The following is a 14,382-nucleotide window of genomic DNA, read 5'->3' as shown; positions in this document are numbered from 1 at the left end:
CGGACCCCCGCGCGCCGGGATTCGGTGCGCGGGGGTCCGGACGGGTGTCCTACTTGGTGATGGGCGCGAAACGCAGCTTGAACGACGCGTCGAGGGTGACCCCGCTGACGTCCTTGCCGGTCACGGCGACCTGAGCACCCTGCAGCAGCGGCACCGTCGAGAGGTCGCCGGCGACGAGCTGCTGGATCTTCTCGATGTCCGCCTTGCGCGTCGCGGCATCCGGCTCGACAGCCTGCTTGAGGATGAGGTCGTTCACCTCGGTGTTGTCGTAGTGGTTGCCGAGGAAGTTCTCCTTGAGGAAGAACGGCGTCAGGTAGTTGTCGGCGTCGGAGTAGTCCGGGAACCAGCCGAGCTGGTAGGCGGGGTAGACGTCGGCCGTGCGGTCCTTCGAGTACTGCACCCACTCGGTCGACTGGAGGTCGACCTGGAACAGGCCGTCCTTCTCGAGCTGGGACTTGACCAGCGCGTACTCGTCACCCGACGAGGGGCCGTAGTGGTCCGGGCTGTACTGCAGGCTGAGCTTGACGGGCGTGGTGACACCGGCGGCCTCGAGCGTCGCCTTCGCCTTCGCGGCATCCGGTCCGCCGTTGCCGTCGCCGTAGAGACCCTTCAGCGCCTCGGTCGCGCCGGAGAAGCCCTCGGGGACGTACGAGTACAGCGGCGTGTAGGTGCCCTTGTAGACCTGCTCGCTGATCGCGTCGCGGTCGACGAGGTCGGCCACGGCCTGACGGACGGCGAGCGCCTTGGCCGGGTCGGCCTCGGTCGTCGTCGCGCCGTACGGCTGCGTGTTGAAGTTGAACACGATGTAGCGGATCTCGCCGCCGGGGCCGTCGACGACCTTGACGGCGTCGTTGCCCTTGAGGTCCTCGACGTCGGTCGCGGAGAGGCTGCGGTAGGCGACATCGACGTCACCCTGCTGCACGGCGAGCTTGAGGTTCGACGACTCGGCGAAGTAGCTCAGGATGACGCCGCCGTTGACGGGCGCGTCGAGCAGACCCTTGTAGTTCTCGTTCGGGGTGAACTCGACGGACTTGTTGAAGTCCCACGAGGTGATCTTGTACGGGCCGCCGAAGGCGTCCGCGTCGACGATGTCCTGGTCGGGGGTGACGGCGTCGGCCGAGAAGACCTCTTCGTCGACGATCGCTCCCGGGAAGCTCGTCAGGATGAACGGGAAGACCTGGTCGTTGTCGGTCTTCAGCTTGAAGACGACAGTGGTGTCATCCGGCGTCTCGACGCTGTCGAGGTTGTACAGGAGGCTCGACGCGCCGTTCGGGTCGGCGATCTTCATGTTGCGGTCGAAGGAGAACTTCACGTCCGAGCTCGTCAGGTCGTGGCCGTTGGACCATTTCAGGCCCGACGGGAGCTTGACGGTGTACTCGTTGGGCGCGGTGAACTCGGCGGACTCGGCGAGGTCGGGGACGACCTCGGTGGAGTTGTAGTCGGTGTTGACGAGGTACGGGAAGACCTGCGTCTGCACGGCGAGCGAGCCGTTGTCGTAGGACCCTGCCGGGTCGAGCGTCGTGACCTTGTCGGTGGTGCCGACGATGATCGGCTCGCCCGAAGCGTCGCCGCCGCCGGAGGCGCCGCCGGTCGTGCCGCCGCCGGAGCAGGCCGCGAGAAGGAGCGTCGCGACGCCGAGCGCCGATGCGGCGCCGATCAGGCGCGCGCGCGTGGAGTGATGCAGTGCCATTCGTTTACCTCTGCTGTGAGACGGGCGCCCCGCAGGGTGACGGGGCCATTCGGCTATCTTTCACCCGGCGCGCCGCGGTTGCCCTCTCATCGGAGGTTTTGTAACGAGACTGAAACCGAGTACCGCGCAGCTCGAGACGCGTGACGGATGTCATGGGCGATCGATGACGCCCGTGTGAGGGGTGTGCTGCCGGTCCGCGGGAGAGTCGGATCATGAACGAGAACCAGACTCCTCTCGCGGTGGATGCCGCGGGCCTGCGCAAGAGCTTCGGAGCGGTACGTGCGGTCGACGGCGTCGATCTGCGGGTGCGTCCGGGCGAGATCATCGCCTTCCTCGGTCCCAACGGCGCAGGCAAGACGACTACGATCGACATGCTGCTGGGGCTCGCCGATCCCGACGCGGGCACGGTGCGCATCTTCGGCGAGAGCCCGCGCGGGGCGATCGCGCACGGCCTCGTCTCGGCCGTGCTGCAGACCGGGGGTCTCCTGAAGGACATCACGGTCCGCGAGACGCTCGCGCTCACGGCGAGCCTGTTCGCCGACGCCCGTCCGATCGAGGAGGTCATGCAGCGCGCGGGCATCAGCGAACTCGGCAGCCGCCGCGTCGGACTGTGCTCGGGCGGACAGCAGCAGCGCCTGCGATTCGCGATGGCGCTGCTGAGCGACCCCGGTCTGCTGATCCTCGACGAGCCCACCACCGGGATGGACGTCGAGGGGCGCCGCGCGTTCTGGAGCGCGATCCGTGCCGACGCCGCGCGCGGCCGGACCGTGGTGTTCGCAACGCACTACCTCGACGAAGCCGACGAGTACGCCGACCGCATCGTCCTCATGAGCCGCGGCCGCATCGTCGCCGACGGCTCCACCGCCGAGATCAAGAACCTGGTGTCCGGGCGCATCGTCCGCGCCACGCTGCCGGGCGCCGATCCGGCTCGACTCGCGGCCCTCCCCGCCGTCGACGACGTCGAGTTCGCGGGCGACCGCATCAGCATCCACACGAAGGACTCGGATGCCGTCGCCCGCCACCTCCTCACTGCGACGGCGGCGCGCGACGTCGAGATCACGTCCCAGAACCTCGAGAGCGTCTTCCTCGCCCTCACCTCCGAAGGAGCCTCCGCATGAGCACCGCATCCTCCTCGACGTCCGCACTGTCGGCCGACCGGGTCACCCTCGAGCGCCGGGTGCCTCCGTTCGGCGGCTTCACTCTCACCTACCTCCGCATCGAGCTGACGCGGCGCCTCCGCAACCGCCGGACGCTGTTCTTCACGATCGCCTTCCCGGTCGTGATGTACGTCATCATCGGCATCCCCCTCCGCGACGAACAGCTGACCGAGACGCCGCTCGCGGCAGGCGGCGTCTCGGTCGCGGCGTACATCATGGTGTCGATGGCGATGTACGGCGCCATGATGTCAGCCACCCAGACCGGTGCCGCCGTCGCTCTCGAGCGCACGCAGGGGTGGAGCCGTCAGCTGCGGCTGACCCCGCTGAACCCGCTCGTCAACATCATCATCAAGATGATCGCCGGCATGGTGCTCGGCCTTCTCGCGGTGGTCGCGACCTATGCGGCCGGCGCGATCAGCGGCATCCAGCTCAGCGCCGCGCAGTGGGCCGGCACGGGACTGGTCGGCTGGGTGCTCGCGAGCGCCGTCTTCACGACCCTCGGGCTGTTCGTCGGCTACCTCATGCCGAGCGAGAACGCCGCGCAGGTGACGAGCCTGATCGTCGTGTTCCTGTCGTTCCTCGGCGGCCTGTTCTATCCGCTCAGCAGCATGCCCGACTTCATGCAGACGATCGCGCGCTTCACACCCGTCTACGGCATCGGGGAGCTTGCGCGCTCGCCGCTGACCGGCGAGAGCTTCGACATCATGTGGCTTGTCAACGCGCTCGTCTGGCTCGTGCTCTTCATCGCCGGCACGACCTGGGCGTTCCGGCGCGACACGAAGCGCGTGTGAGCCGCGCGTCCTACAGTGAGTTCCGTGACCGCACTCACCGGCGGCGGCCCGTCGCACGACTTCGGCGAACCGCGCTGGAACATCCAGCCGACCGACGGCTCGGCGCCACGCACGGTGAAGGGGATCCTCACCGGGCGTGGCGCCGTGCGCTGGTATACGGGGGCGGCCGTGTCGATGATCTGGTTGCTCACCTTCATCCCGATCCTCACCGCCGACGGCCCGGTGCGGGCGATACTCCCGCTGACGCTGCTGGCCGTCTTCGCCGTCGGGTTCCTCGTGGGCGCACCACTCGCGTGGGCACCCCGCGCGACGCGGCACCGATTGCTGCCCGCCGCCGCGCTCTTCGTGTTCTCGTTCGCACTGTTCCCCTGGGCCGGGTGGGAGGTACGCGGTCTGTGGACCTACGTCGGCGTGCTGGTCGGCATGGCGGTGTTGCCGCTGCGCCTCACGTGGCTGCTGCTGCTCGCGCTCGGCGCGGCCTCCCTCCTCGCCGGCGTCGCACTGGACGGCTGGAACGAGGACATCCTCTGGATCCCCGCCATCCTCATCTCCCTCTCCGCCATGATGGCCGCCTTCGCCCGCAACATCGCCGCGATGAACGAGCTGCGCGCGACGCGCGATCAGATGGCGACGATGGCGGTCGAGCGCGAGCGCAGCCGGGTCGCCCGCGATCTGCACGACATCCTGGGGCACTCGCTCACGGTCATCACCGTCAAGACAGAACTGGCCGGGCGTCTGATCGACGTCGATCCCGAGCGCGCTCGTGCCGAGATCGCCGAGGTCGAGCAACTCGCCCGCGGAGCGCTGACCGACGTGCGCGCCACCGTCGCCGGCTATCGCGGAGTCAGCATCTCCGGTGAGCTGGCCGCGGCACGGGCCGCGCTCGAGGCGGCGGGGATCCAGGCGCAGCTCCCCGGCTCGACCGACATGCTGCCGGCGGACAAGCGGGAGCTCGCGGGCTGGGTCGTGCGCGAGGGCGTCACGAACCTCATCCGTCACGCGCACGCCTCGCGCTGCCACATCGAGCTGACCGCCCGCACCGTCGCGATCTGCGACGACGGCGTCGGACCGACGGTGGACGAGACCGCCGCCGGCAGCGGGCTCGTCGGCATCCGAGAGCGGGTCGAGAGCGCCGGCGGCCGGCTCACGATCGGGCGCAGCGACCTCGGCGGATTCCTCCTGAAGGCGACGCTGTGATCCGGCTGCTGATCGCCGACGACCAGGCGCTCGTCCGCGGCGCGCTCTCCGCCCTGCTCGGCCTCGAACCCGACATCGAGGTCGTCGCCGAGGTGGGCCGCGGCGACGAGGTCGTGGATGCCGCCGTGCGATCGGCCGCGGACGTCGCCCTGCTCGACATCGAGATGCCGGGGATGGACGGGATCGCGGCGGCATCCGCGTTGCGCGGCGCGCTGCCCTCGTGCCGGGCGCTCATCGTCACCACCTTCGGACGGCCGGGGTATCTGACGCGTGCGATGCGGGCGGGAGCCTCCGGCTTCGTCGTGAAGGACACACCGGCGGCGAAGCTCGCCGACGCGGTGCGCCGCGTGGCGCAGGGCCTGAAGGTCGTCGATCCGGCCCTCGCCGCCGACTCGCTCGCCCAGGGCGAGTCGCCCCTGACGGCGCGCGAGACCGATGTGCTCGCGGTGGCCCGTACGGGTGGCTCGATCGCCGACATCGCCCGGATGCTGCACCTCAGCGAGGGCACGGTGCGCAATCATCTCTCCAGTGCGATCGGCAAGACCGGTGCCCGCAATCGCGCCGATGCCGTGCGCGTCGCCGACGAGAACGGCTGGCTCTAGCCGCGTAACGAACGGATCATCGCTCAGCGCAGGCCGAAGTGCGCCAGTTCCGCGTCGTCCAGCATGCGTGAGCGGATGATGAAGCGGTTGCCGGTCGGACCTTCGACGCTGAACCCTGCCCCTCGGCCGGGTACGACGTCGATCGTCAGGTGCGTGTACTTCCAGTACTCGAACTGGGACTCCGAGATGAAGACCTCGATCGCATCGTCGAGTCCGACGTCGAGGTCGCCGAGCTTCACGTCCGAGGGCCCCGTGAGGAACATCCCCACGGGGTAGCACATCGGGGCGCTGCCGTCGCAGCATCCACCGGACTGGTGGAACATGAGCGGGCCGTGCTGCGCTGTCAATTGGCGCAGCAGGGCCGCCGCGGCATCCGTCACGGCGACCCTGCTCACGATGGTGGTCATGGCGTCCTCGATCTTCTCTCCGCCGATACGGCATGCAGCGCGCGACGCGCGAGGGAGTCTGCCGCGCTGCATGCCGTGTGGATGGGGGCTCTCCGCGGCTCAGAAGAATCCCATCGCGCCTTCGGCGTACGACACGAGCAGGTTCTTCGTCTGCTGGTAGTGGTCGAGCATCTTCAGGTGGTTCTCACGCCCGATGCCGGACTGCTTGTACCCGCCGAACGCCGCGTGCGCGGGGTACTGGTGGTAGGTGTTCGTCCAGACGCGGCCGGCTTCGATCGCGCGCCCGGCGCGGTACATCGTGTCGGCCGAGCGGCTCCAGACGCCCGCACCGAGACCGTACAGCGTGTCGTTCGCGGTGCGGATCGCGTCGTCGAACCCGTCGAAGGACGTCACCGAGACGACCGGGCCGAAGATCTCCTCCTGGAAGATGCGCATCGAGTTCTGACCCTCGAACACCGTCGGAGCGACGTAGTAGCCGCCGCTCAGCTCGCCGCCGAGATCGACCCGCTCGCCACCGGCGAGGAGCTTGGCGCCCTCCGCCTTGCCGATCTCGATGTAGCTGAGGATCTTCTCGAGCTGGTCGTTGGATGCCTGGGCGCCGATCATCGTCGCCGGGTCGAGCGGGTTGCCCTGCACGATCTTGCCGACGCGCTCCAGGCCGTCGCCGAGGAACTGATCGTAGATCGAGCGCTGGATGAGGGCGCGCGACGGGCACGTGCACACCTCGCCCTGGTTGAGGGCGAAGAAGGTGAAGCCTTCGAGCGCCTTGTCGTAGTAGGCGTCCTGCTGTCGTGCGACGTCCTCGAAGAAGATGTTCGCCGACTTGCCCCCGAGCTCGAGCGTCACCGGAATGAGGTTCTGCGACGCGTACTGCATGATGAGCCGTCCCGTCGTCGTCTCACCGGTGAACGCGACCTTGCGGATGCGCTTGTGCTGCGCGAGCGGCGCGCCCGCCTCGATGCCGAAGCCGTTGACGATGTTCACGACGCCGGCCGGGAGCAGGTCGCCGATGATGTCGAAGAGGAACAGGATGGATGCCGGGGTCTGCTCGGCGGGCTTCAGCACGACGCAGTTGCCGGCGGCGAGCGCGGGTGCGAGCTTCCACGTGGCCATCAGGATCGGGAAGTTCCACGGGATGATCTGGCCGACGACTCCCAGCGGCTCGTGGAAGTGGTACGCGACGGTGTCCTCGTCGATCTGGCTGAGCGTGCCTTCCTGCGCACGGAGGACTCCGGCGAAGTAGCGGAAGTGGTCGATCGCGAGCGGGATGTCGGCGGCGAGCGTCTCGCGCACGGGCTTTCCGTTCTCCCACGTCTCGGCGACGGCGATCTTCTCGAGGTTCGCCTCCATGCGGTCGGCGATCTTGTTGAGGATGTTGGCGCGGTCAGCGGGCGTTGTCCGCTTCCACGACTCGAACGCCTTCCATGCGACGTCCACGGCACGGTCGATGTCTTCGACGGTGCCGCGCCCGACCTCGCAGAACGGCTTGCCGGTGACGGGCGTGATGTTCTCGAAGTACCCGCCCTTGATCGGCTCGACGAACTCTCCGCCGATGTAGTGGCCGTAGCGGGCGCGATACTCGGCGACGGAGCCGCGCTGGCCGGGGGCGGCGTAAACGCTCGAGACGCCTTCTTCGACGATGGTCATGATGTCTCCTTCGACATTCCTTCGGGGGCGGCAGCAGCGCCGCTTTTCGGATGCCGCAGAAGCTACGCCGCGCAACGTTGCATTCCGTTGCGCGGCTCAGCCGCCTTCCGCCGCGCGGTCAGACGCGGGTGTCGACGGTGCGTGCGAGCGCGACGAAGCGCGGGTCGGATGCCAGGTCGTCAAGCAGCACGGCGCGTCCGGCGCCGTCGGCGAGCGCGATCTGCCAGTTCGGGTACTCGCGGTCCGTGCCGGGCTGGTTCTGCGTACGTCTCTCGCCCACGGCATCCACGAGGGCCACGCCGACGAGTTGCGACGGCGTCGCCGTGATGAAGGCGTACAGCGCCGCGATGACCTCCTGCTCGGTCGGGGCCTCGCCCAGCAGCCCGCGGTCGCGGAGGAGCGCGAGCATGGTGGCGCGCTCGGCATCCGCGTCGGCGAGCTCTTCGTCGACGGGGCGGGTCAGCAGGCCCAGCCGCGCCCGCAGCGCGACGTGCTCGTCGGCGAGGTAGCCGGCGGTCGGCGGCAGGTCGTGCGTGTTGACCGTCGCTAGGAGACTGCGCCGGTAGTGCTCGGGCGGGACGAACCCGTCGCCCGCGCGCTCGAACCACAGCACGCTCGTGCCGAGGACCCCGCGCGCGGCGAGGTAGTCGCGCACCCACGGCTCGACGTTGCCGAGATCCTCGCCGATGAGCACGGCCCCCGCGCGCTGCGCCTCGAGCATGAGCACGCCGATCATCGCCTCGTGGTCGTACCGCACGTAGGTGCCCCCCGCGGGCGACAGCCCCTCGGGGATCCACCACAGCCGGAAGAGCCCGATCACGTGGTCGATCCGGAGCGCCCCGGCATGGCGCAGGAGCGTCCGGATCATGTCGCGAAGCGGCGCGTAGCCCGCCGCGGCGAGCGCGCCGGGGAGCCACGGGGGCTGGTTCCAGGTCTGGCCCTGCTGGTTGTACATGTCCGGCGGTGCGCCGACGGCCATGCCCTGCGCGTACATGGGGCGCAGCGACCAGGCATCCGACCCGCGCTGGTGCACGCCCACGGCGAGATCGTGCATGACGCCGATGGCCATGCCGGATGCCACCGCCGCCGCCTGCGCATGCTCGAGCTGCTGATCGCAGAGCCACTGCAGCCACACGTGGAACGCGACGCGACCCGCGAGGTCGCGGCGAAGGTCCGCGACGAGGGGTGAGGAGATGTCCCACGCGTCGCTCGGGCGCTCCGCACCGTCGTAGTGCTCCTCGAGCGCGCACCAGAGCGCGAAGTCCTGCAGCGGCTGCCCCTCGCGCGCGGCGAAGGCCGCGAGCTCGGCACGGCGCGAGGCGCTGAGTGGTACAGCGAAGATCGCGTCGAGGGCGGCGCGCTTGGCCGCCCAGACGGCGTCGCGGTCGATGCGGCTCGTCGCGTCGGCATCCATCGCGGCGACAGGAGCGCGCGCGGCTTCAACGAGCGCCCGCTCGGTGGGCGTCAGGTACGCGACCTCGCGGACGTCCTCCGGTCGCACGTACAGGGGCGCGAGGAAGCGTCGCGTCGCCGGCAGGTAGGGCGACGGCTCGATCGGGCTCGTGACCTCGGCCGCATGGACGGGATTGATGAGGAGGAAGTCCGCACCCTGCGCACCCGCGATCGCGGCGAGGTCGCCGAGATCGGCGAAGTCGCCCATGCCCCACGATGCGCGCGACCGCACCGAGTACAGCTGCGCCATCAGGCCCCACCCGCGATCGCGCCCGGGCCGCGTCGGCGGGTCGGGCATGCGCTCGGGCGTGATGACGAGTGTCGCCGCAGCGGTGCGCGCGGGGTCGCCACCCCCGAACGGCGTCTCGGTCGCGTGTACGGTGTGCCAGCCGAGCGGCAGGTCCGCGGGCACGGGCACCTCCACGCGCCACCGCAGCGCGCCGCCCGCGAGCCGAGCCGACGGGCTCTGCGCGGGGATGGGGAGGTCCCGCGCCGACCCGTCCTCGAGAGTGAGGGTGAGCGCGACGTCGTGGCCGTCGACGACATGGACGACGAGGGGCCGCACGCCGGGCCGCGTGACGTGGGAGGCCGGCAGCAGCGCGAGCCACGGCCGCTCGTCCGCGGCGGCGAGCGCGTCGGCGACCTCGGCATCCGTCTCCGCAGCGACGCCCATCGCCGTCAGCACGGCTCGGAGCGTGGGTGCGGGCACGTGGACGCGCTCACCGAAGAACGACCAGTACTCCGTCGCGATGCCGTGCGCGTCGGCGAGACGCACGAGCGCCTCCCCGGGAACCTCGGCCGTCGTACCCGGCGTCGGGATGTCTGCGGTCATGTCCACCTCCGTACCGCCATCCTGCCAGGCGCGGGTTCCTGCGCCTCCGCCGGTGTCCCACCGCGGCGGCGATCCGCTCAGGCCTCGAGCTTCTCGATCCGCGTCACGAGCGCGGCGCGGCGCGGCGAGCGGGCGGGCAGCATCTCGAGGGCGAGGCGGAGCACCTCGGCATCCTGCTGGCCGTCGACCGTGTCGGCGTAGGCGAGGAGCACGTCGACGGACGCCTCGGTGAGAAGCGCTTCGCGCAGCGCCAGCCGCACCGTGTCGCGGAACTCCTCGACGCCCGGGGCGGTCGAGTCGGGCAGGACCTGTCCGCGGTACGCGGACAGCGCGACGCGGTGCGCGCCGCGGTCGAGAAGCGAGATCACCTGGTGCGCGTCGGTCTCGAGCTCGGCCGGCAGTCGGTAGGGGCGGGACGACGGCACGAGCTGCGGCGCGACCCGCTCGAGCACCTTGCGCAGCCGCACCATCTCGGGGCGCAGCGTGCCCTCCCCGGCGTCGGGGCCGTAGACGAGTTCGGTCAGCCGGTCGGCCGACAGGCCCTGGCGGTGAACGGCGAGCAACAGCAGGATCTCGGCGTGCCGACCGGAGAGCTCGGCGAGCGTCTCACCGCCGGCCCCCGTCACCTCCAGCAATCCGCGGTCCCGGCCCAGCACCCGCAGCGTCGCGGACTCGGGCGCGCGTGGGGCCTGCGCAGCGCGTCGCGACGACCCGCGCCGCACCGGGATGGGTGCCGTCGCCGCCGCGCGCGCTCGCAACCGCGCGACGAGCAGTTCGCCCTCGACGGCGCGCGCCGTGGCATCCACCAAGAGCTGCGCCTGCGGCGTCGCCGCTTCGCTGCCGCCGGTCACGTCGATGACGCCGAGCAGACGCCGGCTCTCGGGATCGTGCACCGGCGCGGCCGTGCAGGACCACGGCGCGACGAGGCGGTTGAAGTGCTCGGCACCATGGATCTGCACCGAGCGCCCGAGCGCCAAGGCGGTCCCGGGAGCGGAGGTGCCGACGATCTCTTCCGACCAGTTCGCCCCCGCGACGAAGCCCATGCCGCCCGTGAGGTCGCGCACCCGGCGGTCGCCTTCGACCCACAGCAGCCGACCGGCGGCATCGCCGACCGCGACGACGACGCCGGCATCCGACTCCGGCAGCAGCAGCGCGCGGATCATGTCCATCGCGCCGGCGAGGGGGTGGGCACTCCGGTAGGCCTCGAGCTCCTCCGCGCTCAGGTCGAGCGGAGGCGTGCCGTCGGGTCCCACGAGGTGGGCGAGGGAGCGACGCCAGGAGTCCTGCACGATTCCGCGCACTTGCCCCAGTCGTGGATCGGAGAGATTGCCGCCGACGAACTCATCGTGCGCGCGCTCGATCATCAGACGCGATGTCTCAGGCGAAACCTCGCGCCGTGACGACCACGACGAGGGCACGGCGACTCCGATCGACAGTGACGGATGCTGTGATTCTAGGTCGGATCGCTCAGCCGCGCGCGGCCCACCAGGCGCGCAGACGCGCCTCCGCGGCATCCGGGCCGATGACCCCCTCGTCGAGCCGCAGATCGAGGAGGAAACGATAGGCCTCGCCGACCTCACGCCCCGGGCCGATGCCGAGGACCTCCTGGATGCGGTTGCCGTCGAGCTCGGGACGCATCGCGTCGAGCTCCTCCTGCGCGGCGAGCTCGGCGATGCGCCGCTCGATGTCGTCGTAGGCGGCGGACAGGCGCGCGGCCTTGCGCTTGTTGCGCGTCGTGACATCGGCCCGGGTGAGGATGTGCAGGCGCTCGAGCTCCGGCCCGGCATCCCGCACGTAGCGACGGACGGCGGAATCGGTCCAGGCGCCCTCCGAGTAGCCGAAGAACCGCAGATGCTGCTCGACGAGCTGCGTGACCGACGAGATCGTGTCGGTGTCGAAGCGCAGCGCCTGCAGGCGCTTGCGAGCCATCCGCGCACCTTTGAGGTCGTGGTGGTGGAAGCTGACGCCCCCGCCCGGCTCCAGCTTGCGGGTCGCGGGCTTGCCGATGTCGTGCAGCAGGGCCGCGAGACGGAGCGTCACGTCGGGAGCAGCGCCCGGGTGACGGTCGTGCTCGAGGTCGATCGTCTGCTGCAGCACGGTCAGCGAGTGCTCGTAGACGTCCTTGTGGTGGTGGTGCTCGTCGATCTCGAGCCGCAGCGCGGGGATCTCGGGCAGGATCTCGTCCATCAGCCCGGTGTCGACGAGCAGCCGGATGCCGCGGACCGGGTCGGCCGACTCGAGCAGCTTCACGAGCTCGCCCTGCACGCGTTCGGGGCTGACGATGCGGATCGACGCGCGCAGCCGCGTCATGGCCTCGAGCGTCTCGGGAGCGACCGCGAACCCCAGCTGCCCGGCGAAGCGGGCTGCGCGCAGCATGCGCAGCGGATCGTCCCCGAAGCTCACGTCGGGATCGCCGGGCGTGCGCAGGACTCCGGCGAGAAGGTCTTCGACGCCTCCGGTCGGATCGACGAGTGCGGGCACCGGCAGGCGCAGCGCCATCGCGCCGATCGTGAAGTCACGGCGCGTGAGGTCGGCGTCGAGAGAGTCGCCGAACTCGACGGTGGGCTTTCGGGTCGCGCCGTCGTAGCTGTCGGCGCGGTACGTCGTGATCTCGACCTGCTCGGCACTGCCGGACGGACCGGCGATCTTCGCACCGATCGTGCCGAACGCCCGCCCGATGTCCCAGGTCGCCGAAGCGAGCGGCTTCACGATCCGCAGGATGTCGTCGGGCCGCGCGTTGGTCGTCAGGTCGAGGTCGTGCGTCTCGCGCCCGAGGATCGCGTCGCGCACCGGACCCCCGACGATCGCGATCTCGAACCCGGCCTGCGCGAACGCCGCGCCCAGTCGCGCCATGATCGGAGAGGTCGCGAGTGCCCCCAGGCGGTCGAGCCCCTCGGCCATGTTGAGCATGGGTTTCAGCCTACCGGCGCAGCCTCCGGGGTCCCGGTCGCGTGGCGCAGGAATCCCGTGAAGGCCAGTTCCCGCACGCGCGGAAGCAGGTCGGCGCGCAGCGCCGCGGCATCCACCTCGAGCAGCTCCGCGATCGCGTCGGAGAGGACCCCCACGGGAAGGTCCCCGTCGCACGCCCCGACGAGGGCGGCGAGGGCGGGGTCGACCTCGATGACGCGGGCGAACCCGCCGCCCTGACGCAGCTCGATGACGGACCGGTCCTCCGCACCGGGGAGGTGGTGCCGCGCCTCTGTGACATCGCCGGAGACGACGAACGTCGCCGCGGCGAGCGCATCGTCGTCGAAGCCCGCGAGAGCGTCGTGGGCCGCGAGCGCCGCCGCGAGGTGGTCGCCGAGCGCCCCCTCCGGCAGAGCATGCGTGATGCGCTCGAAGCGCCGGAGGGTGAGCGTGCCGGATGCCGCACGCCGCAGCAGCAGGTATCCGAACCCCACCGCCGCGACACCGCGTGCGGCGAAGTCGGTGAGCCACGCGTCCACGAGCGCGGCGTAGTCCGGCGTTCCCGGTGCCGTGCCGCCGTCGCGCACCCACAGCTCGGCGTAGGCGAGCGGGTCGAGCTGCTCGCGCTCGACGACCCACGCATCGAGCGGCACCGGCGAGGCATCCACCCATCCGCGCACCCGGTCGAGGCCGTCCTCGCCGTCCCGGTACTCCCAGTTGCCGAGCAGCTGCGCGACCCCGCCCGGCGCGAGCACCCCGCCGACGCCGCTGACGAACGCGGCGACCAGGTCGTCCCCCGCGAAGCCCCCGTCGCGGTACTCGTACTCGGGGACGCCGGCAGCGCGCGGCGTGATGACGAACGGCGGGTTGGAGACGACCCGGTCGAACTGTTCTCCCGCGACAGGGCGGAACAGGCTGCCCAGACGCGTGTCGACGCGGTCGACGTCGTTCAGCAGCGCGTTCAGGCGTGTGAAGGCGAGCGCCCGTTCCGACACGTCGGTCGCGACGACGTCTGCCGCGTAGCGGCGTGCGCGCAGGGCCTGGATGCCGCAGCCGGCGCCGACGTCGAGAACCCGTGCGGCCGAGGTCGGAAGCTGGAGACCTGCGAGCGTGAGCGACGCGCCGCCGACGCCGAGCACGTGCCCCGTGGGCAGCGGGCCGCCGAGCGCCGTCTCGTCGAGGTCACTCGCGATCCACCACTGGCCGCCGCGAGCCTCCCCGTCGGCGCGGGCCTCCCCGTCTGTGCGGGCCTCGGCATAGTCCTGCGGACGCACGAGCGCGAGCGGCACGACCTCGTCGCCCTCGATCCGAGCGAGTCCGAGCGCCGCGAGTCCCGCGGTGCCCGCCGTCGGGAGGGCGGCCTCGACGGATGCCGCGGGGCTGGGCGCCCCGAGGAAGAGGAGGCGCGCGAGGGTCGCCACGGCGGCTGTCGTCGCACCCGCGCCCGACGCAGCCCCCGCGAGCGCGCGGAGCGCAGGGCCGGCCAGACCATGACCGATCGCCTCGTCGGCGAGCGGTCCCCACGCCGCACGCACCGCGTCGGCGGTGTAGCCGGCGTCGGACAGATCCCGGCGGAGCGCCGCTGCGGCGGCGGGATCGGGAGTCACGGGCACAGCCGTACGGGGGGTCGGAGAGTCAGTCAAGCGGCATCCATTCGTCGTCCATTCACCGCGCGCGCGGCCCGTCACTGCGGGCGCACA

General features: G+C 70.9%; 11 protein-coding genes. 4 read left to right on the top strand and 7 right to left on the bottom strand.

Annotated features, from left to right (window positions below; translation table 11 throughout):
• Positions 1-49: 49 nt before the first annotated feature.
• Complete coding sequence (locus WFI52_RS08285) at positions 50-1,690, bottom strand: ABC transporter substrate-binding protein (RefSeq protein WP_336626856.1); 1,641 nt, start codon at positions 1,688-1,690, stop codon at positions 50-52.
• A 212-nt stretch (positions 1,691-1,902) separates the two neighbouring features.
• Between WFI52_RS08285 and WFI52_RS08280 the strand changes: the two genes are divergently transcribed.
• The 4 genes from WFI52_RS08280 to WFI52_RS08265 are packed head-to-tail and all read left to right on the top strand — an operon-like array spanning position 1,903 to position 5,437.
• On the top strand, positions 1,903-2,808 hold the full coding sequence (locus tag WFI52_RS08280) for an ABC transporter ATP-binding protein (RefSeq protein ID WP_336626857.1): 906 nt from the start codon (positions 1,903-1,905) through the stop codon (positions 2,806-2,808).
• Entirely contained in the window at positions 2,805-3,638 is an 834-nt protein-coding gene (locus tag WFI52_RS08275; RefSeq protein ID WP_336626858.1) for an ABC transporter permease, read from the top strand. Before WFI52_RS08280 ends, WFI52_RS08275 begins: the two co-directional genes overlap by 4 nt.
• A gap of 24 nt (positions 3,639-3,662) precedes the next feature.
• Positions 3,663-4,835, top strand: a complete 1,173-nt coding sequence (locus WFI52_RS08270; RefSeq protein WP_336626859.1) for a sensor histidine kinase — start codon at positions 3,663-3,665, stop codon at positions 4,833-4,835.
• Complete coding sequence (locus tag WFI52_RS08265; RefSeq protein WP_336626860.1) at positions 4,832-5,437, top strand: response regulator transcription factor; 606 nt, start codon at positions 4,832-4,834, stop codon at positions 5,435-5,437. The genes WFI52_RS08270 and WFI52_RS08265 overlap by 4 nt, the downstream gene beginning before the upstream one ends.
• Positions 5,438-5,460: 23 nt before the next feature.
• On the opposite strand, the gene WFI52_RS08260 is transcribed toward WFI52_RS08265, so the two are convergent.
• The 6 genes from WFI52_RS08260 to WFI52_RS08235 form a co-directional block, all read right to left on the bottom strand.
• Positions 5,461-5,844, bottom strand: a complete 384-nt coding sequence (locus WFI52_RS08260) for a DUF779 domain-containing protein (RefSeq protein WP_336626861.1) — start codon at positions 5,842-5,844, stop codon at positions 5,461-5,463.
• A gap of 99 nt (positions 5,845-5,943) precedes the next feature.
• A complete protein-coding gene (gene exaC / locus WFI52_RS08255) occupies positions 5,944-7,491 on the bottom strand; it encodes an acetaldehyde dehydrogenase ExaC (RefSeq protein WP_336626862.1) in 1,548 nt (515 codons plus the stop codon).
• A 118-nt stretch (positions 7,492-7,609) separates the two neighbouring features.
• Entirely contained in the window at positions 7,610-9,775 is a 2,166-nt protein-coding gene (gene malQ, locus WFI52_RS08250; RefSeq protein ID WP_336626863.1) for a 4-alpha-glucanotransferase, read from the bottom strand.
• A gap of 77 nt (positions 9,776-9,852) precedes the next feature.
• Positions 9,853-11,193, bottom strand: a complete 1,341-nt coding sequence (locus WFI52_RS08245) for a GAF domain-containing protein (protein ID WP_336626864.1) — start codon at positions 11,191-11,193, stop codon at positions 9,853-9,855.
• 49 nt (positions 11,194-11,242) lie between these two features.
• Positions 11,243-12,685: a CCA tRNA nucleotidyltransferase gene (locus WFI52_RS08240; RefSeq protein WP_336626865.1), complete on the bottom strand. Its 1,443-nt coding sequence runs from the start codon at positions 12,683-12,685 to the stop codon at positions 11,243-11,245.
• 5 nt (positions 12,686-12,690) lie between these two features.
• Positions 12,691-14,289 (bottom strand): DUF7059 domain-containing protein, encoded by a 1,599-nt coding sequence (locus WFI52_RS08235; protein WP_442927724.1) that lies wholly within the window; start codon positions 14,287-14,289, stop codon positions 12,691-12,693.
• Positions 14,290-14,382: the final 93 nt, after the last annotated feature.

Source organism: Microbacterium sp. MMO-20 (assembly GCF_037147735.1).
Classification (GTDB): Bacteria; Actinomycetota; Actinomycetes; order Actinomycetales; family Microbacteriaceae; genus Microbacterium.
The sequence above is the reverse complement of the archived record's forward strand: the minus strand, read 5'-3'. Positions and strand labels throughout refer to the sequence as shown.